This is a genomic window from Streptomyces sp. NPDC054872 (assembly GCF_053610705.1).
In genome coordinates this window covers 76,786-102,555 of the sequence record NZ_JBSGYY010000024.1, presented here as the reverse complement: position 1 = coordinate 102,555, position 25,770 = coordinate 76,786, and the positions used below count along the sequence as shown (strand labels likewise).

General features: G+C 72.0%; 28 protein-coding genes. 10 read left to right on the top strand and 18 right to left on the bottom strand.

The window, feature by feature from the left end; all coding sequences use genetic code 11:
- Positions 1 to 32: 32 nt before the first annotated feature.
- Positions 33 to 3,263: a bifunctional cytochrome P450/NADPH--P450 reductase gene (locus ACWGIH_RS27035; protein ID WP_453451090.1), complete on the bottom strand. Its 3,231-nt coding sequence runs from the start codon at positions 3,261 to 3,263 to the stop codon at positions 33 to 35.
- Between the two features lie 216 nt (positions 3,264 to 3,479).
- Between ACWGIH_RS27035 and ACWGIH_RS27030 the strand changes: the two genes are divergently transcribed.
- A complete protein-coding gene (locus ACWGIH_RS27030; protein WP_453451109.1) occupies positions 3,480 to 4,064 on the top strand; it encodes a PAS domain-containing protein in 585 nt (194 codons plus the stop codon).
- Between the two features lie 44 nt (positions 4,065 to 4,108).
- Here ACWGIH_RS27030 and ACWGIH_RS27025 read toward each other — a convergent pair whose 3' ends face one another.
- From ACWGIH_RS27025 to ACWGIH_RS26990, 8 genes are all read right to left on the bottom strand, one after another.
- A complete protein-coding gene (locus tag ACWGIH_RS27025; protein WP_453451091.1) occupies positions 4,109 to 4,447 on the bottom strand; it encodes a MerR family transcriptional regulator in 339 nt (112 codons plus the stop codon).
- A gap of 439 nt (positions 4,448 to 4,886) precedes the next feature.
- Positions 4,887 to 5,195 (bottom strand): SCO5918 family protein, encoded by a 309-nt coding sequence (locus ACWGIH_RS27020; protein WP_453451092.1) that lies wholly within the window; start codon positions 5,193 to 5,195, stop codon positions 4,887 to 4,889.
- A gap of 47 nt (positions 5,196 to 5,242) precedes the next feature.
- Positions 5,243 to 5,470 (bottom strand): CBS domain-containing protein, encoded by a 228-nt coding sequence (locus tag ACWGIH_RS27015; protein WP_453451093.1) that lies wholly within the window; start codon positions 5,468 to 5,470, stop codon positions 5,243 to 5,245.
- A gap of 45 nt (positions 5,471 to 5,515) precedes the next feature.
- Entirely contained in the window at positions 5,516 to 7,030 is a 1,515-nt protein-coding gene (locus ACWGIH_RS27010; RefSeq protein WP_453451094.1) for a DEAD/DEAH box helicase, read from the bottom strand.
- 289 nt (positions 7,031 to 7,319) lie between these two features.
- Positions 7,320 to 7,523, bottom strand: coding sequence for a cold-shock protein (locus tag ACWGIH_RS27005; RefSeq protein ID WP_363206525.1), 204 nt, complete (start codon positions 7,521 to 7,523; stop codon positions 7,320 to 7,322).
- A gap of 326 nt (positions 7,524 to 7,849) precedes the next feature.
- The gene (locus tag ACWGIH_RS27000; protein ID WP_453451095.1) at positions 7,850 to 8,233 is read right to left on the bottom strand and encodes an FhaA domain-containing protein; all 384 of its coding nucleotides are present in this window, start codon (positions 8,231 to 8,233) and stop codon (positions 7,850 to 7,852) included.
- 71 nt (positions 8,234 to 8,304) lie between these two features.
- The gene (locus ACWGIH_RS26995) at positions 8,305 to 8,760 is read right to left on the bottom strand and encodes a PRC-barrel domain-containing protein (RefSeq protein WP_453451096.1); all 456 of its coding nucleotides are present in this window, start codon (positions 8,758 to 8,760) and stop codon (positions 8,305 to 8,307) included.
- A complete protein-coding gene (locus tag ACWGIH_RS26990; protein ID WP_453451097.1) occupies positions 8,757 to 9,344 on the bottom strand; it encodes a PRC-barrel domain-containing protein in 588 nt (195 codons plus the stop codon). Before ACWGIH_RS26990 ends, ACWGIH_RS26995 begins: the two co-directional genes overlap by 4 nt.
- A gap of 340 nt (positions 9,345 to 9,684) precedes the next feature.
- Here ACWGIH_RS26990 and ACWGIH_RS26985 point away from each other — a divergent pair, with 340 nt between their 5' ends.
- Both ACWGIH_RS26985 and ACWGIH_RS26980 read left to right on the top strand, forming a co-directional pair.
- Complete coding sequence (locus tag ACWGIH_RS26985) at positions 9,685 to 10,557, top strand: RNA polymerase sigma factor SigF (protein ID WP_453451110.1); 873 nt, start codon at positions 9,685 to 9,687, stop codon at positions 10,555 to 10,557.
- Between the two features lie 104 nt (positions 10,558 to 10,661).
- Entirely contained in the window at positions 10,662 to 11,069 is a 408-nt protein-coding gene (locus ACWGIH_RS26980) for an STAS domain-containing protein (RefSeq protein ID WP_453451098.1), read from the top strand.
- Positions 11,070 to 11,109: 40 nt separating this feature from the next.
- On the opposite strand, the gene ACWGIH_RS26975 is transcribed toward ACWGIH_RS26980, so the two are convergent.
- Entirely contained in the window at positions 11,110 to 11,256 is a 147-nt protein-coding gene (locus ACWGIH_RS26975; protein WP_453451099.1) for a hypothetical protein, read from the bottom strand.
- A 288-nt stretch (positions 11,257 to 11,544) separates the two neighbouring features.
- Here ACWGIH_RS26975 and ACWGIH_RS26970 point away from each other — a divergent pair, with 288 nt between their 5' ends.
- The 4 genes from ACWGIH_RS26970 to ACWGIH_RS26955 all read left to right on the top strand — a co-directional run bounded on the left by ACWGIH_RS26970 (position 11,545) and on the right by ACWGIH_RS26955 (position 15,032).
- Positions 11,545 to 13,053 carry an FUSC family protein gene (locus tag ACWGIH_RS26970; protein ID WP_453451100.1) on the top strand — a complete coding sequence of 503 codons (1,509 nt, stop codon included), beginning with the start codon at positions 11,545 to 11,547 and terminating at the stop codon, positions 13,051 to 13,053.
- A 204-nt stretch (positions 13,054 to 13,257) separates the two neighbouring features.
- Positions 13,258 to 14,016 (top strand): GAF domain-containing protein, encoded by a 759-nt coding sequence (locus ACWGIH_RS26965; RefSeq protein WP_453451101.1) that lies wholly within the window; start codon positions 13,258 to 13,260, stop codon positions 14,014 to 14,016.
- A complete protein-coding gene (locus tag ACWGIH_RS26960) occupies positions 13,988 to 14,380 on the top strand; it encodes a DUF2267 domain-containing protein (RefSeq protein ID WP_453451102.1) in 393 nt (130 codons plus the stop codon). The genes ACWGIH_RS26965 and ACWGIH_RS26960 overlap by 29 nt, the downstream gene beginning before the upstream one ends.
- 88 nt (positions 14,381 to 14,468) lie before the next feature.
- Positions 14,469 to 15,032 carry a VanZ family protein gene (locus ACWGIH_RS26955; RefSeq protein WP_453451103.1) on the top strand — a complete coding sequence of 188 codons (564 nt, stop codon included), beginning with the start codon at positions 14,469 to 14,471 and terminating at the stop codon, positions 15,030 to 15,032.
- 44 nt (positions 15,033 to 15,076) lie between these two features.
- Here ACWGIH_RS26955 and ACWGIH_RS26950 read toward each other — a convergent pair whose 3' ends face one another.
- Together ACWGIH_RS26950 and ACWGIH_RS26945 are read right to left on the bottom strand one after the other, a co-directional pair.
- A complete protein-coding gene (locus ACWGIH_RS26950; RefSeq protein ID WP_453451104.1) occupies positions 15,077 to 15,499 on the bottom strand; it encodes a DUF6003 family protein in 423 nt (140 codons plus the stop codon).
- Positions 15,500 to 15,626: 127 nt separating this feature from the next.
- Positions 15,627 to 16,472: an RNA polymerase sigma factor SigF gene (locus ACWGIH_RS26945; protein ID WP_453451105.1), complete on the bottom strand. Its 846-nt coding sequence runs from the start codon at positions 16,470 to 16,472 to the stop codon at positions 15,627 to 15,629.
- Between the two features lie 212 nt (positions 16,473 to 16,684).
- Between ACWGIH_RS26945 and ACWGIH_RS26940 the strand changes: the two genes are divergently transcribed.
- From ACWGIH_RS26940 to ACWGIH_RS26930, 3 genes are all read left to right on the top strand, one after another.
- Entirely contained in the window at positions 16,685 to 17,119 is a 435-nt protein-coding gene (locus ACWGIH_RS26940; protein ID WP_453451106.1) for an ATP-binding protein, read from the top strand.
- A gap of 80 nt (positions 17,120 to 17,199) precedes the next feature.
- Positions 17,200 to 17,433 (top strand): XRE family transcriptional regulator, encoded by a 234-nt coding sequence (locus ACWGIH_RS26935; protein ID WP_453451107.1) that lies wholly within the window; start codon positions 17,200 to 17,202, stop codon positions 17,431 to 17,433.
- A 208-nt stretch (positions 17,434 to 17,641) separates the two neighbouring features.
- Entirely contained in the window at positions 17,642 to 18,697 is a 1,056-nt protein-coding gene (locus tag ACWGIH_RS26930) for a lactonase family protein (RefSeq protein WP_453451108.1), read from the top strand.
- A 93-nt stretch (positions 18,698 to 18,790) separates the two neighbouring features.
- Here the strand turns inward: ACWGIH_RS26930 and ACWGIH_RS26925 are convergent, their stop codons facing one another.
- The 6 genes from ACWGIH_RS26925 to ACWGIH_RS26900 all read right to left on the bottom strand — a co-directional run bounded on the left by ACWGIH_RS26925 (position 18,791) and on the right by ACWGIH_RS26900 (position 25,766).
- Positions 18,791 to 19,735 carry a sirohydrochlorin chelatase gene (locus ACWGIH_RS26925; RefSeq protein ID WP_453449597.1) on the bottom strand — a complete coding sequence of 315 codons (945 nt, stop codon included), beginning with the start codon at positions 19,733 to 19,735 and terminating at the stop codon, positions 18,791 to 18,793.
- A 156-nt stretch (positions 19,736 to 19,891) separates the two neighbouring features.
- Positions 19,892 to 20,890: an N-acetylglucosamine kinase gene (locus ACWGIH_RS26920; RefSeq protein ID WP_453449598.1), complete on the bottom strand. Its 999-nt coding sequence runs from the start codon at positions 20,888 to 20,890 to the stop codon at positions 19,892 to 19,894.
- Positions 20,887 to 21,564, bottom strand: a complete 678-nt coding sequence (locus ACWGIH_RS26915; RefSeq protein WP_453449599.1) for a uracil-DNA glycosylase — start codon at positions 21,562 to 21,564, stop codon at positions 20,887 to 20,889. Before ACWGIH_RS26915 ends, ACWGIH_RS26920 begins: the two co-directional genes overlap by 4 nt.
- A gap of 33 nt (positions 21,565 to 21,597) precedes the next feature.
- Positions 21,598 to 22,689, bottom strand: a complete 1,092-nt coding sequence (locus tag ACWGIH_RS26910; RefSeq protein WP_453449600.1) for a WD40/YVTN/BNR-like repeat-containing protein — start codon at positions 22,687 to 22,689, stop codon at positions 21,598 to 21,600.
- A 132-nt stretch (positions 22,690 to 22,821) separates the two neighbouring features.
- Complete coding sequence (gene mmuM / locus ACWGIH_RS26905; RefSeq protein ID WP_453449601.1) at positions 22,822 to 23,727, bottom strand: homocysteine S-methyltransferase; 906 nt, start codon at positions 23,725 to 23,727, stop codon at positions 22,822 to 22,824.
- Complete coding sequence (locus tag ACWGIH_RS26900) at positions 23,724 to 25,766, bottom strand: ABC transporter ATP-binding protein (protein ID WP_453449602.1); 2,043 nt, start codon at positions 25,764 to 25,766, stop codon at positions 23,724 to 23,726. The genes mmuM and ACWGIH_RS26900 overlap by 4 nt, the downstream gene beginning before the upstream one ends.
- Positions 25,767 to 25,770 lie beyond the last annotated feature (4 nt).

The following is a 25,770-nucleotide window of genomic DNA, read 5'->3' as shown; positions in this document are numbered from 1 at the left end:
CGGCCCGGCGTGAGACACGTGTCCCGCTTTCCCTATCCCGCGGCGTACACGTCCTCCACGTAACGCCCCTCCGCGGTCAGCCCGTCCAGCCAGCGGGCGGAATCCGCGGGCGTGGCCCCTGGCGTGCGGTTCCGGTGGAGCGCGCGCAGCGCGTCCCGTACGCCCGGGGCCATGCGGGAGCCGTCGCCGCACACGTACACCCGCGCTCCGGCGGTCAGCAGGGCCCACACCTCCTCGCCCTCCGCCGCCATGCGGTGCTGTACGAACGCCACCCCGTCGACAGGGGAGGCGCTGAAGGCGGGGCGCAGCGACACCGCTCCGGCGGACTCCGCGGCCCGCAGTTCCGCCGCGTGCAGGAAGTCGGCGTCCGGGTGGTCGCAGCCGAAGTAGCAGAGAGCGGGCGGCAGTTGGGAACCGGCGGCGACCAGGGCCGCACGGTCCGCGATGGCCCCGCGGAACGGGGCGAGGCCGGTGCCCGCGGCGACCATGATGACGGGCGCGGTGTCCGCGTGGTCGATGCGGAAGGCCTCGCGACAGGGCTGGATCCTGGCCAGGACGGTGTCGCCCGGCCGCACCCCGTTGAGGTGACCGGAGCCCGTCCCGCGGTACAGCCGCCCGCTGCCCGAGCGTGCCGGTGCCTCAAGCAGGGACACCATCAGGTCGACGTGGCCGGGCTGCGTGGCCGGTGACGAGGACACCGAGTAGTGGCGGGGCCGCAGCGGCGTGAGCACATCGAGCAGCCGCGGCCACTCAAGGGCCCCGCGCAGGGCAGGGCAGGCCTCGATCAGTTCGAGCAGCGTGCGTCCGTCATCCGCGCGGGCCCCGGCATCGGAGGCGAGATTCGCGAGTGCGGCCCGCTCCGGCGGGCAGGGGTTGGCGGCGGCGAGAACGGAGAGCTGATCTGCGGTGGGCCGCCCTTGCAACTCAACGTGATGAGACAGGAGTTGACCTACCGTCAGCGGGCGGTCCACGGCGAGACCGTCGCGGCGCGGGCGGCTCGCACGGATGTCGAGGACGGCGTCCAGGTCCACTCCGAGGGCGGCGGCGGCCCGCTCGACGAGCGCCGATGCGTTGACGGGCAGCACGGTGACGTGGTCGCCGGTGCGATACGTCGTGCCCTCCGGCAGCGCGAGCCGTACGAAGCGCTTGGTGCGAGGGTGTCCGGGCGCGGTGAGGTCGTGGGCCTCGCCGACCGTCATCGGGACGAGACCGTGCCGCGCGGCGAGCGCGTCCAGCGGGCCGCCGGTCAGCTCGCGGACCTCGTACGCGTCCGAGGAGACCGAGGCGTCCGTGGCCTCCAGCGCGGCGGGGTCGCCGTACCGCTCCAGGAGGGCCCCGCGCAGCCGCGCGGTGAACTCACGTACGGCGCTGCCGAGATCGCCCGAGGCATCGGCCGCCGTGCGCTCGAGGAGCCGGGTCCCGCCCAGCTCCGCGAGCCGTTCGTCGATGCACGTCGGGACGTGCTGGTACGTGGCGGCCCAGTTGCGGTCGCCCACGCCGAGGACCGCGTAGGTGACGCTCTCGGCGGCGGCCTGCGGGGCACCGTCCAGCCAGGAGGCGAACGCCGTGGCGTCGTCGGTGGGCCGGCCGTTGTAGGAGGCGGCGGTGACGATGACGGGGCGGCCGGAGGGAAGGGCTCCGGCGTACTCGTCCAGCGGCGCCACCTCTGTCTCGCAGCCCACCGACGCCGCCTCGTCCGCGAGTTGGGCCGCGAAGTCCCGGCACGTCCCGTAGTTGCTGCCGTGCAGGAAGAGCGCGCGGGTGCCGGGCAGGACGCGCGCGGGCAGCACGGCGGCGTCGGGATCCGCCACGACGGGGGCGGCAGTCACGCCCGGCAGCGTGCCGTGCACGCGGTCGGCGGCGGTGCGCGGCGTCAGCGTGAGCGTGAAGCCGTCGGGCTTGAGGGTGAGCGTCTCCTTGACGGTGAGCCGGTAGTCGGCGTGATCGTGCAGCCGGTAGCGGTGCACCAGCATCCCGAGCAGCATCGTTGCCTCGTGCAGCGCGAACTGCCGCCCGATGCACGCACGTTCACCTGTGCCGAACGGCTTGAACGCGTGCGGGGAGCGCGCGGCCTCCGCCTCGGCGGTGAAGCGCGCCGGGTCGAAGAGCTCCGGGTTGTCGCCCCACACGGGCTGCCGGTGCAGCATCGGCGTCAGGACGGTGACGCCCTGCCCCTTGCGCAGCGGGACGCGGCCGCCGAGTAGCGTGTCCTCGCGGGCGTGGCGGCCGAACGCGGCGGCCGTGGGCCACAGCCGCAGCGCCTCGTTGAGGACCTGACGGGTGTACGTGAGCCGCCCGACGTCGTCGAAGGTCGGCTCCGGATCGGGGGTGTCGCCCCACAGGGCATCGACCTCGCGCCGCACGAGGTCGAGCACGGCGGGGTGCTTGGCCAGGTAGTACAGCGCGAACGACATCGCGCCGGACGTCGTCTCGTGCCCCGCGATCAGGAAGGTGATGACCTGGTTGCGGATGTTGGCGGTGTCGAGCTTCGTGCCGTCGACCGGGTGCGCGGCGCTGAGCATGAGGCCGAGCAGGTCCTCGGCGGGGCCCGCGCCGGGTGCGCCGCCCTGCCGCGCGGAGATGACCTCGTCGACCACCTGCGCCAAATAGCCGGCGTCCGCCCGGAAGGCCGCGTCCGCCGCCGTGTGGTCGCTGCCCGGCGTACGGCTCAGCCGCGTCATGCTCCACTCCAGGCAGCGCACCATGGCATCGACGAAGGGATGCGGCTCGGCCCGCTCGAAGGAACCGAAGTCGTAGCCGAACCCGGCGAGCCCGATCGTGTCCAGGGTCATCCGGGTCATGTCGCCCGGCACGTCCACGGGACGCCCGTCGCGCGCGCCCCGGTCCCACGACTCGACGAGCCGCCGGGCGACGCGCAGCATCATCGGGTGGTACGTACGCATCGAACCCATGGCGAACGCGGGCATCAGGATGTCGTGCGCGCGGGCCCAGTTGGGCTCGTCGTTGTAGGCGGTGAACAGTCCGTCGGCGGTGAACTCGCGCACGTTCTCCAGGGCGGGCCCGACATGCTTGGCGAACCGGGTCTCGTCGGCGAGCTCGGTCACGAGATCGAGATCGCTCACGAACAGCGCGTCGCGGCCGTGCAGCCGCCGTCGCAGCACGGGCCCGTGGCGGCGGACCAGCTCCATGACCTGCTGGAGCGGGGCGGATCCTGGCCCCGTGGCGGAGATGTCGATCAGTGGCACGCCGTCGAGGCCGGAGCCGGCGTCCTGGGGGAGCGGTGCGGTGGTGGTGGGGGGCATGGCGTGACAACTGCCTTTCGCCGTACGGAAGTCACTCCTGACCAGCTTGATCGCCGGTCCCCGCGGGTCAGCGCCGTGCCACTACATGATTGTGTAGGGGGGAACGACGCCCTGCTCTTGACTGCCCCGCCTCTGACTGCCCCGCCTTTGACCGCCCTGGCTGGAAGGAGTCGCCCTGTGGACTCCACGGACTCCGTGCTGTGGCGCAACCGCGCCATGACCCTCTTCGACCGCATCCCGATGCCGATCGCGGTGTGCGACGCGAACGGGGCGATCATCCTCGCCAATCCGGCGATGACGGCGGAATGGGGCGAGACCTCCGGCTCCCTGCGCGGCCGCAACGTACTGGAGCTCTTCCGCCCCGAGGAGAAGACGCAGGTCCTGAGGATTGCCGAAGCCGTGCGGCTGGGCCGCCGCTCGCGCTATCCCGTCGCGGTGCGCTGGGACGCGGCCGACGGAGTGCGTCGCCATGGCGAGCTGACGGCGGAGCCGGTGAGCGACACGGCCGACGCGGTCCCCGGGCTCCTGGTCCTGCTGCGCGTCCTCGGTGAGGAACACGCCCCCGCGCCGGCACCGCCCGCCCGGACCGCGACCGCGGCCGAGGCCCGCATCCTGGCCCTGCTGGCCGGTGGCGCCACCACGGCTCAGGCGGCCCGCGGGACGGGCCTCACCGCTGACGGCGTCACCTACCACTTGCGCCGCCTGACCGAGCGCTGGGGCGCGGCGAACCGTACGGAACTGGTGGCGCGGGCGTACGCGCTCGGGGTTCTCGCCCCGGGGGTGTGGCCTCCGGTTGCGTGAACCGGGCCTGCCGGGGGAGTGGCCCCTCCTTGGAGGGGCGGGGCTCAGCTCGGGCTTTCGCTCGCCTTCGTCGAGGCGCGGCGGTACTCGGCGTTGATGCGCTGTGCCTCCTCGAGCTGGTCCTCGAGGATGACGATGCGGCAGGCCGCCTCGACCGGGGTCCCCTGGTCCACCAGTTCGCGGGCGCGCGCGGCGATCCGCAGTTGGTAGCGGGAGTACCGCCGGTGCCCGCCTTCCGAGCGGAGCGGAGTGATCAGGCGGGCCTCACCGATGGCCCGCAGGAAGCCGGGAGTGGTGCCGAGCATCTCGGCGGCCCGCCCCATGGTGTAGGCGGGGTAGTCGTCGTCGTCCAGACGACCACTGAGCGGGGTATCTGCTGTCATGTCACCTCGTTATGCGAACGCGTCGAGGGGCCCTGGTGCCGTACGGCACCAGGGCCCCGAAGGAAATTCAACACCATCCGTCGGCTCTACTGCTGCGCCGACCTCTTGTTTCCGCTGTCCGGCCCTGCGAGAGGGCGGAAATGCGGGGATCGCAGATGCGTGACCGAGGACCACCTTCCGTTCCGGGGTCTTGCGGTAACCCGGGCCGAATCGATCTCGGGCCGGGCGATCCTGATGGCGTCTGCTCCCTCCGTTCTCCCTCTGGGTTTCCAGCTACAAGAGAAACCTTAATCATGCGACCGCGCAATGTCTACCATGGCGAACATAGATTTTGTGGTGTGCCCCACGGGCGCAGGTGAGGGGCAACGCGAAGAGGGCCCTGCCGATACGCCGGCAGGGCCCTCTTCGCGGATCTGGTGTTCGTGTCGTGCTTCTCCCGCTACACGGGAGTGGGGGCGCCGAGCAGGGCCGACGCCGTCTGGAGCGGGGTGAGGTCGCGCGGGGCGGCGTCCTCGGAAGGGGTGCGGCAGGTGAAGCCGAGCAGGCGCATGGCGCGGGTGACCTCCGCGGCGCTGAAGTCACGCCGGTCCTGCCGGGTGATCACCGCACCCACCTGCTTGATGGGGTAGTGGCGGCGGCCGACGATGACGGAGTCACCCGTGACGGGCTCGGGCTTGACCCCCTTCATCGCGTCGAGCACCCCACTCTTGGTGAGGTCGAACGGGAAACGGGCGATGACACAGCGCATGGTGCCTCACAGGTACGGAGATGGGGCGGCTGACAGGGGTGGGACGCTCAACGCGTGAGGGCGAGAACGTCCCGTAGGCGGACCTGGTCCGTGTAGGCGGGGCCTTCACGGACCTCGATGAGCCGGGCACGCGTGATCAGGCGTGTGCGCTGGTCGTCCTCGTCGCACAGGAACAGATGACCGGCATCCGCGCCGGCCATCAACGACAGGGCGAGCTCGACGGTCATGTCGTCACGGACCTGCGGTCCGCTGGACGGTGCCTGAACCGGTGTCAAAGGTGCCTCCTGCAAAGGTGGGTGAGCCTGCTGGTCCTGCGAGTTCTAGGCCGCCGAGCTGGACGGTCCCTGCGCGGGGCGGCGCGGGGCGCGGTCGGTGCGGCGGTCCTGGGCGCTGCGGCTGCGGCGGCCACGGGTGGAGGCGGAACTGCCGCGCCGGGGGCGCTCGGTGACCGGCCTCGCGATGGTGACCGGAACGCCCGAAGGAGCCTGTGCGCCGGTGATGCGGCTCAACTCCTCCTCGCCGGAGCGCACTTGCGTGGTCTGCGGGGTGATGCCTGCGGCGGCCATCAGCCGGCTCATGTCGCGCCGCTGGCCCGGTGTCACGAGGGTGACCACACTGCCGGACTCACCTGCGCGGGCCGTACGCCCGCCGCGGTGGAGGTAGTCCTTGTGGTCGGTGGGCGGGTCGACGTTCACGACCAGGTCGAGGTTGTCGACGTGGATCCCGCGCGCGGCGACGTTGGTCGCCACGAGCACCGTCACATGACCGGTCTTGAACTGGGTCAGGGTCCGCGTGCGCTGCGGCTGGGACTTCCCGCCGTGCAGGGCCGCGGCGCGCACGCCGCTGTTCAGCAGGTGCTCGGTCAGACGGTCGACGCCGTGCTTGGTGTCCAGGAACATGATCACCCGGCCGTCGCGGGCCGCGATCTCGGTGGTGGCCTGGTTCTTGTCCGCGCCGTGCACGTGCAGCACGTGGTGCTCCATCGTGGTGACCGCGCCCTGCGAGGGGTCGACGGAGTGGACCACCGGGTCGTTGAGGTAGCGGCGGACCAGCAGGTCGACGTTGCGGTCGAGCGTGGCCGAGAACAGCATCCGCTGGCCCTCGGGGCGCACCTGGTCGAGCAGCGCGGTGACCTGGGGCATGAAGCCCATGTCGGCCATCTGGTCGGCCTCGTCCAGGACGGTGATGCCGACCTGGTCGAGCCGGCAGTCGCCGCGGTCGATGAGGTCCTTCAGGCGGCCGGGCGTGGCGACGACGACCTCGGCGCCGGAGCGGAGGGCACCGGCCTGCCTGCCGATCGACATGCCGCCGACCACCGTGGCGAGCTTCAGCCGCAGGGCACGGGCGTACGGCGTGAGCGCGTCGGTGACCTGCTGGGCCAGTTCGCGGGTGGGCACCAGGACCAGGGCGAGCGGCTGACGCGGCTCGGCGCGCCGGCCTTCCGTACGGGCGAGCAGCGCGAGTCCGAAGGCGAGGGTCTTGCCCGAACCGGTGCGGCCACGGCCGAGTACGTCACGGCCGGCGAGGGAATTGGGCAGCGTCGCCCCCTGGATCGGGAACGGCACGCTCATGCCCTCGCGGGTGAGCGCGGCGAGCAGCGGCGCCGGCATCGCGAGATCCGCGAACGCCTCGACGGCCGGGAGAGCGGGGGTGACGGTGACCGGCAGGGCGAACTCGCCCTGGGGTGCCGCGGGACGGCGGCCGTAGCCACCGGAACGGCGAGGTGCGCCGGAGCCGGAACGCGAGCCGGAGCCGGAGCGCGGTGCGGATCCGAAACCGGAGCCGGAGCCGGAACGGGCACGGTAAGGGCGGTCGTTCGAGCGTGTGCGGTTCATGCGGAACCTTCCTCGATGCGGCACGTACCAAGGAATTCCGCAGCGAGAACGCAGCGCGGAGAATCGCGAGAACGGGCCGGATGAAATGCGTGAGGCGAATCCGGCCGGCTCAATGTTCTGCGGGCGGATGCGCGGGAACGTCGGACGTTCCGGACAGGGCACGGCAAACGCGATATCAACGAAAAGATATGCGCGCAGGAAATGCGTGACCCCTGGATGGAGCTGAAAATGCACGAGCTGGGGCCCGCACCCCAAGGTGCGGGCCCCAGCTGCGAAGTACGCGTGAGCGTCAGGCGGGAACGATGTTCTCGGCCGTCGGGCCCTTCTGGCCCTGGGCGATGTCGAAGCTCACCTTCTGGCCTTCCTGGAGCTCACGGAAACCCTGGGCGGCGATGTTCGAGTAGTGGGCGAAGACGTCGGGGCCGCCGCCGTCCTGCTCGATGAAGCCGAAGCCCTTTTCCGAGTTGAACCACTTCACGGTGCCGTTAGCCATGTCTATCTCCTTCGGGGCAGTGCCCGGAGCCGCACTGTGCTGACTCCGCGTCGCCGCGATGATTGCCCCGCCGGAAATGACCGGAAATACAAAAGTGCTCCCACCGGCCGAAAAGGCGGTGAGGGCACTTGAAGTTTTTTGGGAACCACAACTGCAACTGAGATCGACAGTAGCACGGTGCGGCGGGCGTCGCGTGCTGAAAAAATACGTCCCGAGTGTCGCGCAAGAAATACTCAGAGCGCCTGCCGCTGATTTCTCTCACGGCCGACACACATATTGCTTCGCTCGAAACGCAGCGTTTCTGCTGGGGGCGCCGGGCCCGCGGGTCACCCCGTCTTCTGCGGGGCGATGTGGCCGTGGATCTGGAACCTGCCGACCGCGTCACCACCGGCCGAGCGCAGGCTGACGGCCACGGGCCCGGCGAACGTGTAGCCCTGCTCGGCGGCGTGGCGGTGCACCTGAGCGGCCAGATAGCGGTTCAGCTCCGTGCCGGTGGTGGTGAGCTGCCGGTGGCTCTCCGGCGGCAGGTCGATGACGAACGAGTTGGGCACGAGAACGCGCTCGCGCCCGAGGATCAACGCGCTGTCGTCGCACTGGCGGCGCAGTATGGCGACCACTTCCCCGCGCTTCTGTTTCGGCGGAAGCAGCAGGGTCCACAGGGTGGCCGTCCAACGCTCCATGGTGTGTTCGATCAGACTGATGGGTCGCATGACGCTTCTGCTGCCCGACGGCCGGGGGCGCATTCTCACCCAATGGGGTGGCCGGCCCGTCGAGGGGTGGATCAGCTCGTGGGCACGGGCGGGATCTCCGCGCCGAGGACCAGTGCGTAGGAGCCCAGGCCCACGAGGCGGCTGCCGGGGACCTGTTCGCGGCCGATGTAGAGATCGCCGACGCTGCCGGTGTCCGGGTCGAACGTGACTTCGCTCAGCGTGCCGATGTCCTCGCCGTACTCGGTGAGAACCCGCTTGCCAAGCAGCCTCTTGTGCGCGCGGGAGTGCGAACCGCCGTGTACCGCCTCGGTCGCGGCGGCGGCGGTGTCGATGATCACGGCGTCCGGTCCCATGCCGCGCACCTGCGCCCAGGGAACACTGTCGCCACCGCTCCTCGCGTCCCGCAGGTACAGCTCCGTGATCCGGCGGGTCCGCGGATCGATGCCGAGCCCGGCCACCTCGCCGGCGGGCCGCGCGTCATCGGCGCTGATGACCGGATGCCCCAGGACCTGGCTGAGCAGCATCATCGCTCGTCACCCTTCCGGAACCCCGGCCCACCCGCGGACCGGGTCCGCTCCCACGCCGCGGCCAGCGCGTCGAGGTCGTCCACCGCCTGCCCGGCGAGCCCGGCCGGGATCACCAACGTGTCCCCGGTCATGGCCAGTTGCCCGTGCGCGGGCAGGAACGCCTTGCGCTCGTGGCGGCCCATCGCCTCGGTGGTCGCGACCTCGAAGCCGGCCACCCGGCCGCTGGTGCCGCTCTCCACGACCGCGTCCAGCACGGTGCCCAACTCCAGCCCCGCATCGCTCAGTACGCGGGCGCCCCGCACCTGGCCGACGCCGGCCTCGTCCTTGTCCACCACCGCGTCCCTGGCCTGCAGGACATCGGCGGAAGGGATCATCACCGCGTCCGGCCCGAGGGCGTGGACGCCGGACCAGGGCAGGCTCTGTTTGAGCGGCCCGGACAGCAGCCCGCGGCCGGCCAGCGTGAAACCGGTGATCTCTCCGCCCGACGCGTCGAAGACGGTGTCCTTGACCTGGGCCACCGCCTCCCCGCCGAGCGTGACCACGGGCCGCTTGGTGAGCTCGGCGACGAGCATCAGGGTGATCATCGCATCCCCCCGCGTCCGGCGCGGCGCCCCCGCCGGACCACGATCGCGCCGCCGCCACGGCGTTTCGCCTGAACCCCGAGGACCGCACCTGCCAGCAGGAGCAGTGCGACAAGCACCACGGCCGGCCACATCCACCAGATCACAGCAGTCCACCTCCCGTGTCATCCCACGGTTGAGCCGAGTTCCCCCGAACGCGCTTCCTATACGGAGAGTCAAGTCACGGGAATGTAACGGGAGATGGTGGGTAAGAGCCCGTGCACAGTGCGCTCTCGCCCGGAGGGCGCCATCTGGACCGGGAGTGACGACGGTGTCCCCGACGACCAGCAGCGCAGCCTCCACGATGTCGTACGCCGAACGACATACCGCCGGCCCCGACCTCGCCGCCGTCGGGCCGACGGACATCGAGTACCCCCCGCCGTTCACCGGGCCGAGCAGCGGCAGTCGGCGCACGGCAGACCTCCGGGCCCTCTCCAAGGCGCTCTTCGCCCGCCTGGACGAAGTGGAGGAAGGGACACCCGAGCACAGCTACGTACGCAACTCCCTGGTGGAGCTGAACCTCAACCTCGTGCAGTACGCGGCGCATCGGATGCGCCCGCGCGACGAGTCGTACGAGGACGTCGTGCAGGTCGGCACGATCGGTCTGATCAAGGCGATCAACCGCTTCGACCTCCAGCGCGGCGTGGAGTTCACCACCTTCGCGCTGCCGACGATCATGGGCGAGATCAAACGCTTCTTCCGCGACACCACCTGGGCCGTCCGCGTCCCGCGGCGGCTGCAGGAGCTCCGCCTCGATCTGGTGAAGGCCACCACCGACCTCGAACAGGCCAACGGCCACACCCCGACCACGGCCGAACTCGCCGAGCACCTGGACCTGGACGAGGCCGAGATCAGCGAAGGTCTCACCGCGGCCAACGGCTACACCACGGCCTCTCTGGACTTCCCGGCCGACGGCGTCGGCTCGGACGACACGCTGGCCGATCACGTCGGCTACAGCGACCCGGCACTGGACAAGGTCGAGGACCTGCACTCCCTGAAGCCGCTCATCGCCGCGCTGTCGGCCCGCGAACGCAAGATCCTCGCGATGCGCTTCGCCGCCGACATGACGCAGAGTGAGATCGGTGCGGAGCTGGGAATCTCCCAGATGCACGTCTCGCGCATCCTCAGCCGGACCCTCGGGCGGCTGCGGGCCAAGCTCATCGACAACAAGAGGTAGACAGCGCAGGCCAGGAGGCAGGGAGAGTCGGGGGACGCACCGCGTGGAGCTGTTTCGGGAGAGGCCACTGGGCTGATCTCGGTACGATGGCCCATGGGGGTGCGATGTCCACTGAGACCCATCGCCTGACCATCACCGAGCTCGCGAGTTGCTCCGACTCCGCGGTGCTGCGGGTCAGTGGCGAGCTCGACCAATCCTGCGAGGAGTACTTTCTGCGTACCCTCGGCGCTTCCGTCGAGGCCGGGCACCGGCATCTGGTCCTGGACGTGACGGCGCTGATGTTCTGCGACTCGCGCGGGCTCAACTGCCTGCTCGCCGTGCGCTGGCTGCTCGCCCGCCGCGAGGGCAAACTGCTGCTCGCGGGTACGGGGCGGCGGCTGTCGGAGATGCTGACGCTGACCGGCAGCACGGAACTGCTCCCCGCCCACCAAACGGTCGGCCAGGCCCTGCAGACCCTCCCGGCCGACCAGCGCCCCCAATGGCCACCTGCGGAGCCCTGGCCCCGCCCCTGACCGGGTACGCGGCGCGGACGACGCCGCTCGTGACCGAGGCTCAGTGACGCCCTCGGAACTTGCCGAGCACCCGCCTGGCCTGGGCCCGCTTCCTGGGATCGGCCGAGGCCCGACGGGCCTGCCGGACCGTGCGCTGCCCTTGCGGGCTCCGGACGAACTGCTTGATGCGGTTGATGACTCCAGGCATGCCGACTCCTAGGACTCGAGATCCGTCAGCCTACGACGGGGCCCTCGGCGAGTACCCCGGCCCGCAGGACTTACGCCGTGAGCGTCACGACCGCCCGGAATGATCCGTTGGCCCTCCCGTGGTACGGCGTGCGGGCCATGGGGTGGTCCATTGGCACAGTTAAATCGGTGCCGGTTGAGCCAGTCGGGCTCCGGGTGGTGAAATGCTTCTGTCGATGGCGCTGCGGATCCCCGCGGCGCCTTTTGCATGTGGGCAGATCGAGCCGGACGCGGAAGGGGCGGGGCAGCCGTGCTGAAGAGGGTGTTCGTGGCGCCGGATCCGGGGCGGATGCGGTTGCGGTTCGCGGTGCGGGCCGTCATCGGCATCGCGCTGGCGGTGACCGTGTGCGGTCTGGCCGGGCACTCGCTGGTTGCGGCGATCACCGGTGGGCTCGCGGCGCTGCTCGCCCTGTTCACCGTGAGCGACGCGACGGTGAAGCGGCAGGTCGTCACCACCCTTCTGCTGCCGGTGGTCGGGTTTCCCGTACTGGCGCTCGCGGCCGGGCTGCACGACGTGCCCGTGGCGCGCGACATCGCCTTCCTGGCCGTGATGGGCGCGGGCGTGTACGCGCGGCGGTGGGGACCGCGCGGACACTCGCTCGGGGTGTTCGCGTTCATGATGTTCTTCGCGACGCAGTTCCTGCACACGGGGCCCGGACAACTGCCCGAGCTGTTCGCGGCCATCGTGCTGTCCCTGTGCGCCTCCTCGGCCGTGCGCTTCGGGGCGTGGTGCTACGAGCGCCGGCTGCCGCCCCCTGTCGCGCCTCCGCCGCCGGGCGGCACCGGACTGGCCAGGACGACCACCCGGCAGGCGATCCAGGCGACACTCGGCGGCGCCTTCGCGCTCGCGGCCGGTCAGGTGCTCTCGCACGAGCGGTGGTACTGGGCCGTGGGCGCCACCTGGTGGGTGTTCGTGAACACCGCGTCGAGCGGGGAGACGCTGGTGCGCGGCTTCCGGCGGGTCCTCGGCACGGTCATCGGCATCGGCGCGGGCTTCGTCCTCGCGGTACCGCTGCACGGCGCGCCGGTGCCCTCGGCGATCATCGTCGCCGTCAGCGTCTTCGGGATCTTCTACACCGCGGCGGTCTCCTACACCTGGATGATGCTCGCGGTCACCGTGATGGCCGGGGTGCTCTACGGGCTCCTCGGAGTGCTGAACCCGGGGCTGCTCGCCCTGCGGGTGGCGGAGACCGGCGTGGGGGCGCTCGGTGCCGTCCTCGCCGTGCTCCTGGTCCTGCCCGTGACCACGCACGCCACGACCAACGCCTGGATCGAGCGCGCCCTGCGGTGCGTGCACGCCTGCACGGCGGAGGCCGCGGCCCGGCTCGCCGGCTCCGGGAGCGCCGACCCCGCGCCGCTCGTCGCCGAGCTCGAGCAGCTCCTCGGGAAGGTGCGGTTCTCGCTCGCTCCGCTGGTGCACCCGCTCAGTCCGCTGCGGGCCCGCAAGGAGCGCGCCCGGCAGGTGCTCGCGCTGCTCGACGCCTGCGCCCGCGAGGTGCGCGGGCTGGCCTCGATCGCCGCCGACCCCGAGGCCTCGCACGACGACCGGCTCGCCGCCGCCTGCTGGCGTGTGGAGGCCGCGGTGGAGGCGCTCACCGCGCCGGAGACCACCCGTGGGCCGGCCGCCGACACCGCCGCCCTGCCGCACCCCTCCACCGTGGAGCCCGTACTGGCCCATCTGCACGGCCTGGAGAAGGCGCTCGTCGAACTGGCCGTGCCGCTGCGCAGTTCGACCCGTACGCCCCTGATAGGCGCCTGAAGAGGCAGATTTCCCTCCGTTCCGGACGCCGGAGCGACTATGCCGATCGACGCTTTCGCTCGCCGACTACGGCCGGCGAGACATGAGTCGGTTCATCGCGTGGTAGACGAACCTCCGCTCCCTGGGGCGCCGGGCCCAGCCGTGCGCCTCCGTCCCGGGGGTGCTGCCGGACCCCGAGGCGCGCGACGGAGAGGGATGCTGACCATGACGGAGGAATCACCGTCGATCGTGCATGACGTGTCGGTCGCGGCAGCCGTCGGGCGACGCGCGCTGCCCAACCGGCTCTGCACCGCGTTCACCCAGTCGCTGGGCGCCCAGCGCGCGGCCCTGTCCTGGCTGCCCCGGCTCGAACACTGGCAACTCCTGCACGCCACCGACGAACCGGCCCTGCAGGCCGAGGCCGCGCAGTTCACCCGCGCCGACGGTCCCTCGCTCAGCGCCGCGCTGGAGATGCAGCCCGTGTTCGTGCCGGACCTGCGCGACTACCCGTGCCGCACCGGACCGCCCCTGTCCGAGGAACTGCCGGGCACCAGGCGGGTGCTCGCGCTCCCGCTGCACGCCCGGCACACACCGGTCGGCGTGCTGTGCCTCTACTACACCGAGCGCACCGATGTGACTGCCGACCACATCACCCACGCGCAGCGCGCCGCCGCCCTGGCGCTGGAGGCGCTGCTGCGCTGGCGTCCCGTGCACGGCGCGAGCACCGGCTGCCGGCGCCCGGTGTGGACCACCAGCACGCGAGCGGCGCGCTGGGAACGCATCCACCAGGCGGCGGACTACGTGGCCGCCCGTCAGGAGTGCGTCGTCGCCGAGGGGTTGGCGTGGCTGCAGAAGGTGAGCGCGCGTGACGGCCTCTCGCTGCTCGACGTGGCCGACAACGTCCTGCAGCCGTACCGCGCCCACCACGACGACGTGCCCGAGAAGAGGAGCGGCCATGAACGAGCCCGTGGAAGCGCTGCTTGACCGCGTCCGGGAACGCGGAGGTTACGCGGATCGGCAGCAGGCCGCCGGAGCCGTGCAGGGCGTCCTGGAGGTCCTGGGCGAGCATCTGGTGGGGGACGACCGCACCGACCTCGCGCGTCTGCTGCCCCGGCAGTGCGGATCGCTGCTCACCGAGGGTTCGCCGGCCGGCGAACCCCTGACGCCCGCGGCCTTCGTCGCGGCGGTGGGCGCACGCGTCGACGCCGACGCGCGGCAGGCACGCCGTGCCGTCAATGCGGTGCTCGCCACCGTCGCGGAGGTCGCCGACGACGCCTTGCTGCGCCGCATCATCACGCAGCTTCCGCCGGGCCACGCCGGACTGTTCGGCCGTACGGACCCGGTGTGATCCGCGTGCGGAAAGCCAACCGGAAGCGGATCCACCGCACGCGCGAGGGAAGACGCAGACAGAAGACCCCCCTGGATGGAGGCTCGTGATGGCACGGACAGTTCCGCAGGGCAAGGCCACGAAGGAAGCAGGCGGCCGGAGCGCCCCAGGTACGGCGCCCCCGCTCTCCGGCTGGGCGCGGGCGATGGCCATGCTGCTGGCCTTCGGGGGAACGGTGGTCTTCGCCGTGCTCCTTGCCAGGCTGACGCTGGAACCCTCGGTCGCCTCCGAGTCCTTGACGCACAGCAATCTGCGCCCCGGCGACTCGATCCGCGACTACCTGGGACAGCCCGCGTTCCGTGACACCGTCAAGCAGCTCGGCGGCAACATCGTGCTCGGCCTGCCGTTCGGCATGCTGCTGCCGGTGCTCGTGCCGCGCGCCCGGGGGCTCATACGTGTCATAGCCGTCACGGCACTGGTGATGCTCCTCGTCGAGGTCGCCCAGGGCTTCCTGGTCACCGGGCGGGCCTTCGACGTCGACGACGTGCTGCTCAACACCACGGGAGCCGTGCTCGGTTACCTGCTGATCGGCCGCAGGCTCGGCCGTGCGGTGCACCCTCGCCGCAGGCATTGGTGGCACCGCTTCACGAAGCGGACCACCGACGCCCCCTGACGACACCGTCCGCCGGGCCCACGGTCACACGGGCCAACGGTCGGTCACACGGTCAGGCGGCCGACGTCCTGCGGGTCGAGGCCGGTGAGCCGGGCGATGCGGGACGCGGGGATGCCCGCGGCCAGCGCCCGGTGCACCAGGGCCTCCCAGTCCTGTGTCGTCTCCCGGTACTCCAGGAGTTCGCCCTCCATGTCCGTGACGGACTGGGGCGCGCACTCCTGCTGGACCCGCAGCGCCTCCTCCTCGCTCAACGGCACGAGCAGGCGCTCGGCGTCCTCGGGGATCAACGCCTCCGATTCGGCGGGCAGGATCCGGACCAGCTCGGACGAGGCCGGCGCGTCGTGGGCCTGGAGCCAGCCGTGTACGGCGGGGGTCTCCGTGCACTCCAGTGCGCCGACTGCGGCGAGCGCGGTGCCCAGCCGGGGGTGCCGCTCGGGGAGGAGGAAGAGGTATGCGTCGTCGGCCATCGTGGGGGAGTCGCCTTCTCGATCGGACATCAGCGGTGCACTGCGTCAAACATCAGCGGAGCACTGATGCTAGCGCCCGCCGGCGGCCCGCATCCCGTCTTCATCCCGCCCTCTTGCCACGAGGGCGTCACTGCGTGGTGAGCATGCCCTCGCGCAGGCGGGACAGGGTGCGGGAGAGCAGTCGAGAGACGTGCATCTGGGAGACGCCGAGCTGTTCGCCGATCTGCGACTGGGTGAGTTCGTCCACGAACCGCAGGCGCAGGATCTGCCGGTCGCGCTCGCTGAGCCGGGCGAGCAGCGGGGACAGCGCGTGGAAGTCCTCCACGAGCTCCATGGCGGGGTCCTCCGCGCCGATGAAGTCGGCGAGGGGCGCCTCGTTGTCGTCGCGGTCGCGGTGCAGGGTCGCGTCCAGGGAGGTGGAGTTGTAGCCGTTGGCCGCCGTGCGGGCCTCGATGACCTCTTCCTCGGTGAGATCCATCAGCTCGGCCAGTTCGCTGACCTTGGGGGCGCGGCCGAGGCGGGTGCTGAGCTCGTCGGTGGCCTTGGCGAGTTCGACGCGGGCCTCCTGCAGGCGGCGCGGAACGTGGACGGCCCAGGAGGTGTCGCGGAAGAACCGCTTGATCTCCCCGACGATGTACGGCACGGCGAACGTGGCGAACTGGACCTCGCGGGAGAGCTCGAAGCGGTCGATGGCCTTGATCAGACCGATCGTGCCGACCTGGACGATGTCCTCCATGTCGTCGCCGCGGTGACGAAACCTTCCTGCGGCGTACCGGACAAGGGACATGTTCATCTCGACGAGGGTGTTGCGGGCGTACTGGTACTCGTGCGTGCCCTCTTCCAGCGTGGCGAGCCGGGTGAAGAACAGCTTCGAGAGGTCGCGCGCGTCCTTGGGCCCGATCTTCTGGGGAGAGACGATCTCCGGCAGTTCCGCGATGTCCGTGCCCGTGGATGTACCGGTGGCCGTTGTCATGATTTTCCCTCCCCTGTCCGCCGGCCCTCCGTCGTCCCCCGACCGGCCGGTGAAGCGCACGTACCCGCACGTCGGCGCTTCATGCGTGTCACTTTGAAACAAGATCCGTTGTCTGCCGGAGCGTTACAGGCACCGTATCGCGGGCAAGTGTGCATCTCGGACAGCAGCCATCCCACATTCGGACAGAGGCCAACCCCGTACGAGGAGGGCTCATGAGGACGCACGGGACGCGACTGGACACAGGTCCGCCGCACCTGGACACCGGACCGTCGGACGGAGCGGTCTTCGACAAGCGGCCGGAATCCGTCGCCCACGCCCGGGATTTCGCACGCGCTTTCGTGGACGGGCTCCGCCCGGCCATGCAACCCCAGGACGTCGTGAGCATCGAGCTCACCGTGTCCGAACTCGTCACCAACGCCATACGGCACGCGCGCGGGACATCGTGCTCCCTGCGCCTCCAGGCGGAGCCGGACGGGGTGGCCGTGACGGTCGGCGACGCGGATCCACGACCGCCGCAGGAGCGGGCGCCCGATCTGGCGGGCGGCACCGGCGGATTCGGCTGGCCCATGGTCCAGCACATGGCCAGGACGGTCACCGTGACCAGGGGGCCGAACGGCAAGACCATCCGGGCCGTGCTGCCCCGCTAGCGGCTGCCCGCGCCGCCGCGCGGCGCACGCCGTGCGCAGGCGTACGGAATGAGAGCGCGCGGCCGGGGCAGGAGAGGTCAATGGACGACCTGTCTCAGCTACTCCAACAGACCATGCGCCGCCGTCATCTGACGCCGCAGGCGATCGCGGACAAGACGGGGATCCGCACCCCACGCATCCGCGCCTTCGCGGAGGACGGCGCCGAGGGGCCGATCCGCCCGACCGACGAGGAATTGGCCGAGCTGGCCGGCGCCCTCGCACTGCCCGCCATCAGAGACGCCGCGCGGCACACGGCCGCCGCGACCTCCCCCTGACTGCGGCGACCGCGCCTGACCGCCGGACCCCCCCCACGAGCCCGAAGCCCACGCAGGCCTGCCGTCAGCGGTCGCGGTACGGGCGCTTCGCCCACTCGCGAGGACGCGCGGTGAAAGCCGCGGCGCCTTGGTCTAGACCGACTGCTAGCGTCTGCCGCACGAGCGCCCCCGAACTCGGTGCTCGGTCCGCAGTCGAGAGGGGAACGCAGTGGTCGGCAGGCACGGCGGCAGTCAACGGGCGTACATCGGGTCCTTCACCGCGGCGGGCGGGGCCGGGATCCTCACCGCGGCCGTCGACCCGGACAGCGGTGCGCTGACCGTTCTCGGCGCCACGGAGACCGTCGCCGACCCCTCGTACCTCGCGCTGTCGGCGGCGGGCGACACCCTCTACGCCGTCAGCGAGACCACCGACGGGGCCGTCGTCGCCTACCGCCTCGACGGCGACAAGCCCGCGCAGACCGGGCCGCCGGTGGCGGTCGGCGGAGACGCGCCCACCCATCTGGCCCTGCACGCCGGGCATGTCCTGACCGCCAACTACGGCTCGGGCAGCGTCACCGCCGTGCCCGTGCGCTCCGACGGCAGCCTCGCGGCTGCCCCCTCCGGCGTCCTCTCGCACACCGGCTCGGGACCCCACCCGCAGCGTCAGCAGCGGCCGCACGCCCATCAGGTCCTGCCCGATCCGAGCGGCCGGTGGGTGGTGAGCGTCGACCTCGGCACCGATTCCGTACGCGTCTGCGAGCTCTCCGCGGCGGGTGAGCCGACCCTGCGCCGCGAGATCGCGCTGCGGCCCGGCTCGGGGCCGCGGCATCTCGTGTTCCACCCGCGCGGCGACCGCGCCTACGTCCTGAACGAGCTCGCCCCCACCCTCACGATCTGCGCCTGGGACGCCGCCGAGGGGACGCTCAAGCCGCTCGGCGAGGCGGCCGTCCTGCCGGGCCCCACGGACGGCGACGGCGAGGCCTACCCCTCCGAGGTCGTCATCGCACCCGACGGCCGCTTCCTGTGGACCGCGACCCGCGGCCAGGACGTCATCTCCGTGTTGGCGCTCGACGAGGCGGGGACACGGCCGCGGCTCGCCGCCACCGTGCCGTGCGGCGGCCACTGGCCGCGTGACCTGGCCATCGACCCGTCGGGGCGGTTCCTGTACGCGGCCAATGAGCGCTCCGGCGACGTGACCTGGTTCGCCGTGGATCCGGAGACGGGCATTCCGCGGCGCGCGGGCTCGATCGAGGCGCCGGCCGCCTCCTGCGTGATCTTCAACTGAGCCACCGCGCCCGTGTACGCCGATGGGCCCGCCCCCTGCATCAGGGGGCGGGCCCATCGGCGTGACGGCATCAGGTCTGCCGGCGCGGTGCGGTCAGTGGACCGGCGCGCCCGACGGCTGCTGCGGGGCGATCCCGAGCGCCGACGTGTACTTGGAGAGGGCCAGCTTGCCGATCGCCGGGTAGGCGCCGAGCGACTCGGCGACCGAACAGCCGGCCTCCTTGGCGGCGGCGTCGAGCAGGCTGCCGTCGATCTCGGGACCGATCAGGTAAGGGGCGAGCGCCAGCTGCGTGGAGCCGGAGCCGCGCAGCTCCTCGGCGGTGTTCGCGATGGCGCCCTCCTGGTCGAGCGCGGCGGCCATCACCGGCACCGCGAGGCGGGCCGCGAGCAGCATGCCGGTGATCCCGGCGGCCTGCACGGCCTCCTCGCCGCCGACCGTGGCGAGGACGATGCCGTCCGCCGCGGTGGCCACCGTGAAGAGGCGGGCGCGGTCGGCGCGGGCCAGGCCGGCCTCCGACAGGCGCACGTGCAGTCCCTCGGCCAGTAGCGGGTGCGGGCCGAGGACGTCGGTCAGTTCGGCGGGCGCGCGGCTGTCCATCACGGCCTGGCGCACGCGCCGCATCAGCGCGTTGTCGGGGCCGGCGAGGAGGGGGACCACGACGGCGACGGGGCCGTCGGGCTCGGCGACGTCCGCCCCCGCGGCGCGCGCCTGCTCGAAGCGCGCGGCGCGTTCGGCGGCGGCGTGCGCGAGCACGGAATGCAGCGAGGGGAACTCCGGGAACGAGGTGACCGTGGCGTCCTCGGTCCCGTCGAGGTACCCGATGCGGGCGTCGAGGCCGGGCAGCTCGGAGCGGGCGATGCTCACGACTTCCTCGGCGAGGCTGCGCGTGGCGCTGCTGGGTACGCCCGGTACGGCGAGAACGAGCGCGGGCGCGTTCTCGGGAGCCGCCACGGGCTCCGGGCGGCGGTGCCGCCCGGGCTGGCGGGGTCGCGGCATTCGTACGGGCAGGCCTGATGCGGGCCCAGTGGAGGAGCTCATGGCGCCGCATGCTACTGGTTTGGAGGGCTTCGCTGTTCGGGGAGGGTACAGGTGGGCGGTATAAGTCCGCTTTTGTCTTATGAGTTACGTAAAGCTCGACTGTCATATTCCGGAGTGGTCAATTCCGGAGTGGTCACCTGCCCTCCCACGAGTGCGTCACCCGTCCGCCGGCAGGTGCACGGTCAGCATGCGCGGGTCGAGCGGCAGACGCAGCCGGTCCGCGGCCAGATCGGCGGCGATGCGTACCGCACCGTCCAGCGGGTCACCGGCGGCCGCGACGACCCGCACATGCCGCAGCAGGTCCCGCAACTCCGCGTGCACCGGGTCGAGCAGTGCCCTTCCCGTCTTGAACAGGCCCCCGGTCAGGGCGACTTCTGGCACCTCGCCCCGGCCCACCGGGTCGGGCGCCGGGCAGACGGCGGCCGCCGCCTCGGCGATGTGCCGGGCGGCGCCCCGCAGGATCGCGTCGGCCACGGGGTCGTCGGGGGCGCAGCGCGCCACCTCGGGCGCGAACGAGGCGAGCATCGCGGGCCGGTCCGTACGGGGATAGAGCCGGCCGGGCAGTCCCGGCGCCGGACCGAAGAGCTCCTCGGCGCGGGCGAGCAGCGCCTTCGAGCCGTGGCGCCTGCCGTCGAAGGCCCGCATCGCCGCATCGAGGCCCGCCCGGCCGATCCAGGCGCCACCGCCGCAGTCGCCGAGCAGATGGCCCCAGCCGTCGGCGCGGTGCCAGGCGGCCAGGTCCGTGCCGATCGCGATCATTCCGGTGCCGGCGGCGACGACCGCGCCGGGCCGGTCGCCGAGCGCGCCCACGTACGCGGTGACGCCGTCCGCGGCGAGGGCCAGGCGCCGCACCCCCAGGGCCTGGTGGAGCGCCCCCGGCAGCCGTGCTCGCAGGTCGTCACCGAGGCTCGCCATGCCCGCCGCGCCGATGGCGACGGCGGTGATGCCCCCTGCGCCCGCCTTGGCCAGCAACTCCCCGGCCATGGGAACCAGTTGCGCGGCGAAGTGCTCGGCGTCGATTCCGCGCGCGCCCGTGCGTACCGGCTCCTTCGAGCTCACCGGGGCCGCTGGGACCGTGCCGTCGAGACCGCCGAGGGCGACCCGCATCCCGGAGCCGCCCGAGTCCACGCCGAGGACACACGAGGTGTCCGTCACGAAAGCCGCCAGTCCACCGGCTGCCCGCCCTGCTGGACAAGCAGGTCGTTGGCGCGGCTGAAGGGGCGCGAGCCGAAGAAGCCGCGGTCCGCCGACATCGGCGAGGGGTGCGACGACTCGACCGACGGCAGCGGGCCGAGCAGCGGCCGCAGATTGCGCGCGTCGCGCCCCCACAGGATGGAGACGAGGGGACGGCCGCGGGCGGCGAGCGCCTTGATGGCCTGCTCGGTGACCTCCTCCCAGCCCTTGCCCCGGTGCGCGGCGGGGCGCCCCGGGGCCGTGGTCAGCGCCTTGTTGAGCAGCAGGACGCCCTGCTGCGTCCAGGGCGTCAGGTCGCCGTTCGACGGCTGCGGGAGGTTCAGGTCGGAGCCGAGCTCGCGGTAGATGTTGATGAGGCTGCCGGGCAGCGGGCGCACCTCGGGCGCGACCGAGAACGACAGACCCACCGCGTGCCCGGGGGTCGGATAGGGATCCTGGCCGACGATCAGCACCCGCACCTCGTCGAAGGGCTGTTGGAACGCGCGCAGCACGTTCGGCCCGGACGGGAGGTAGGTGCGTCCCGCGGCGATCTCCGCGCGCAGGAAGTCTCCCATCTCGGTGATCTTCCCGGCGACGGGTTCGAGGGCCTTCGCCCAGCCCGCCTCGACGATTTCATGCAAGGGTCGTGGTGCCACGGCGTCACCCTACTGCCGTAATGGGGGCGTCGATCAACCGATGGCCGCCGCCCTGACGCACAGTACGTCGGGCAGGTGGGACGCCAACTCCCGCCAGCTGTCCCCGTCGTCCGCCGACGCGTACACCTCGCCGTTGCGATTGCCGAAGTAGATGCCCGCCGGGTCCTGGCCGTCGCTGCACATCGCGTCGCGCAGCACCGTGCCGTAGTGGTCGCCCGCCGGGAGGCCCTCGCTGAGCGGCTCCCAGCTCTTGCCCGCGTCGGACGTGCGGTAGACGCGGCAGCGGTGGTCGGCGGGGACGCGGTCCATGTCGGCGTTGATCGGGAAGACGTACACCGTGTCCGCGCGGTGCGGGTGGGCGACGGCCGCGAACCCGAAGTCGGAGGGCAGGCCCTCGCCGATGTCCGTCCAGTGCCCGCCCGCGTCGTCGCTGCGGAACACGCCCCAGTGGTTCTGCAGATACAGCCGGTCCGGGTCGGCCGAGTCCCGCGCGACTTTGTGCACGCACTGGCCGAACTCGGGGTTCGGGTCCGGCAGGAAGACGGCGGAGACGCCGTTGTTCGCCGGGGCCCAGCTCGTGCCGCCGTCCAGGGTGCGGAAGACCCCCGCGGTGGAGACGGCGACCGTCACCGCGTCCGGGTCGCGGGGGTCGGTCAGGATGGTGTGCAGGCCTTCGCCGCCGCCTCCCGGCACCCACTGGCTGCGTGTGGGGTGCTCCCAGAGCGGGCGCACGAGCTCGAAGGTCTCGCCCCGGTCGTGCGATTTGTAGAGGGCGGCCGGTTCCGTGCCCGCGTACACGACGTCCGGTTCGGCGGCGGCCGGGTGCAGTTGCCAGACCCGCTCCAGGGAGACCTCGGTGTCCTTGGGGAACTTGACGGCTGCCTTGGACGGCTCCGTCCAGGTCTTGCCGAGGTCGTCGGAGTGGAAGACGGACGGACCGAAATGGGAACTGTCGCCGCCCACCAGGAGACGTGGGGCGCTGCCGCGGGTGTCGATGGCCACCGAATAGATGGCCTGGGCGTTGAAGTACGGGCTGTCGTCGAACTGCCAGGTGTCCGCGCCGGCGCGCCTGCGGCCGATGAAGAGGCCTTTGCGGGTGCCTACGGTCAGGATGATCTCGGCCATGGTGAGCCACCTCCGGGACGTCGTTGTCTCAGGTACGGCTCAGTCTGCACCCGGGCACTGACAGTTACCCCTGGGCGGGGCGTCCTCGCAGGTCGGGGCGGGTGTGGCGGAGGTGTCGCGCCCCTTCGGCCGTCACGTGTGGCGCCCGGCCCCGGACAGTTCCGCGGCTACCTGCGCGATCGTTTCCGGCCTCACCCGGCAGCAGCCTCCGATCAGGCGCGCCCCAGCGTCCCGCCAGCTGGTGACCCGGCCCGCGGTGAAGTGGGCCGGACCCCGCCACGCCCTGGCGGTCGCGTCCCACGTCTCGCCGCTGTTCGGGTACGCCACCACCGGCTTCCCGGTGATCCGCGCGGCGAGGCGCACCGCCGCGTCCGCGTCCCGCGGGTCGCAGCAGTTGACGCCCACCGCGAGGATCTCCTCGGCGTCGGCGGCCAGCGCGAAGGCCTCCGTCAAGGGCTGGCCCGCCCGCGTGTAGCCCCCGGCGACGGTGTACGACAGCCAGGCGGGCACCCCGAGGCCCCGGACCGCCCGCAGCAGGGCCCGCGCCTCGTCGGTGTCCGGCACCGTCTCCAGGGCGATGACGTCCGGTTCCGCGTCGGCGAGGACCTCCAGGCGCGGGCGGTGGAAGCGTTCGAGTTCGGCCACCGTCAGGCCGTAGCGGCCCCGGTACTCGGAGCCGTCCGCGAGCATCGCGCCGTACGGTCCCGCGGACGCGGCCACCCACACCTCGCGGCCTGTCTCCGCTCCCGCCTCGCGGGCCAACTCCACGCTCAGGCGCAGCAGTTCCGCGGTGCTCAGCGCGTCGATGCCGTGCTGCGCGAAGCCCTCGAACGTCGCCTGGTAGCTCGCCGTGGTGGCGATGTCCGCGCCCGCCGCGTAGTACGCCCGGTGCGCCGCCGTGATGGCCCCGGGCTCGTCGGCAAGGAGGCGTGCCGACCACAGGGCGTCGCTCAGGTCGTGCCCGGCGGCCTCCAGCTGGTTGGAGAGGCCGCCGTCGAGCACGAGCGGGCGTCGGGTCAGGGCTTCCGCGAGTTTCACCTTGCCGACGCTAGCCGAGGCGCGGACAGGGGGAAGTGACACGCGACCTGGTGTCCCGGACCGTTCGGCGTGCTCGCCGGCGGTTCGGCGGTGGCGCAGACGTCCTGAGCCGCGGGACAGCGGGTACGGAACCGGCAGCCCGACGGCGGTTTCGCCGCCGACGGTGTCTCGCCCTCCAGGGGGGTGCGGTCGACACCGTGCGCCGCGTCCGGGTCCGGCAGGTTGACCGTGTCGAGAAGGCCTCGCGTGTAGGGGTGCAGGGGGTGGGCGTACACCTGCTCGGCGGGACCCGACTCGACCAGCTTGCCCAGGTACATCACGCCGACGGTGTCCGCGAGGTGGCGCACCACCGCCAGGTCGTGCGAGATGAACAGATAGGTCAGGCCGCGTTCTCGCTGCAGCTCCCGCATCAGGTTCAGGATCTGCGCCTGCACGGAGACGTCGAGCGCGGACACCGGCTCGTCCGCGACCACCAGGTCAGGGGAGAGCGTCAACGCCCGCGCGAGACCGAGGCGTTGACGCTGGCCGCCGGAGAACTCGTGGGGGTAGCGGTGCACGGCGCCGCGCGGCAGGCCCACCGCGTCCAGGAGTTCGGCGATCAGCATCTCCTGCTCGGCGCGGGTGCCGACGCCCTGGATGACGAGGGGCTCCCGCAGGATCTCGCCCACCCGCATCCGGGGGTCCATGGCGGCCGTGGAGTCCTGGAACATCAGCTGCACGCGCCGCCGGTGCGCCCGCCGCTCGGCCCGCGACATCCGCGCCGGGTCCTGTCCGTCGAAGCGCACGTGCCCGGCCGTCGGCTCGTCGAGGCCCGCGACGATCCGGCCGAGTGTGGTCTTGCCGCACCCGGACTCGCCGACCATGCCGAACGTCTCGCCCCTGCGGACCTTCAGCGTCACCCCGCCGACCGCGCTCACCGTGCCGCGGCTGCGCGAGAAGGCGCCGCCCTTGAGCGGGAAGTCCTTGACCAGGGCGTCGAGTTCGAGGAGTACGTCACCGGGCGCGCGCGGCGCGGGCACGGTCCGCGGGATCACGACCTCCTCCTGTGACGCGTTGTCCGGCACCGGATGGAAGCAGGCGAACCGGTGCTCTGCTCCCCGCAGTTGGTCGTCCGTGAGCTGCGGCTCCCGTGCACGGCACTCGTCCGTGGCGAAGGTGCAGCGCGGCGCGAAGCGGCAGCCGGTCGGGCGAGCCGCCAGGTTCGGGGGCAGGCCCGGGATCGTGTGGAGCGCGGTGCCGCTGTCCGCGGCCCGTTCGGGGAGCGAGGCGAAGAGTGCCTCCGTGTAGCGGTGCCGGGGCCGCGCGAACAAGGCGCGTACGTCGGTCTGTTCGGCGACCTTGCCCGCGTACATCACCGCGACCCGGTCGACCCGGTTGGCGATGACGCCCAGGTCGTGCGTGACCAGGACCATCGCCATGCCGAGGCGCTCGCGCAGGCCGTCGATCAGCTCCAGGATCTGGTGCTGTGTCGTCACGTCGAGGGCGGTGGTCGGCTCGTCCGCGATGAGCAGTTTCGGCTCGCAGACCAGGGCCATGGCGATGGCCACGCGCTGGCGCATGCCGCCGGACAACTGGTGCGGATACGCCTTCATGCGTTCCGCGGGCTGCGGCATCCCGACCAGACGCAGCATCTCCTCGGCCCGTTCCCACGTCTCCTTCCTGCTCAGCTCGGGGCGGTGCAGGACGAGCGGCTCGGCCACCTGCGCGCCGATCGTCATCGTCGGGTTGAGCGAGGTGAGCGGGTCCTGGAAGACCATGCCGATGGTGTTGCCCCGTACGCCCTGAAGGACCGGGGCGGGGGCCGCGGCCAGGTCATGCCCGTCGAACAGGACGCGGCCGCCCGTGATCTCGCCGCCCGGCGGAAGCAGCCCGAGGACGCTGAGCGCGGTCATCGTCTTGCCGCAGCCCGACTCGCCGACGATGCCCAGGGCCTCACCCGGGGCGAGTTCGAGACTGACGCCGTCGAGGGCGTGGACGGTGCGGTCGCGCGAGGCGATGTCGACGCGCAGATCGTCGATCTTGAGCAGAGGCTCGGTCATCTCT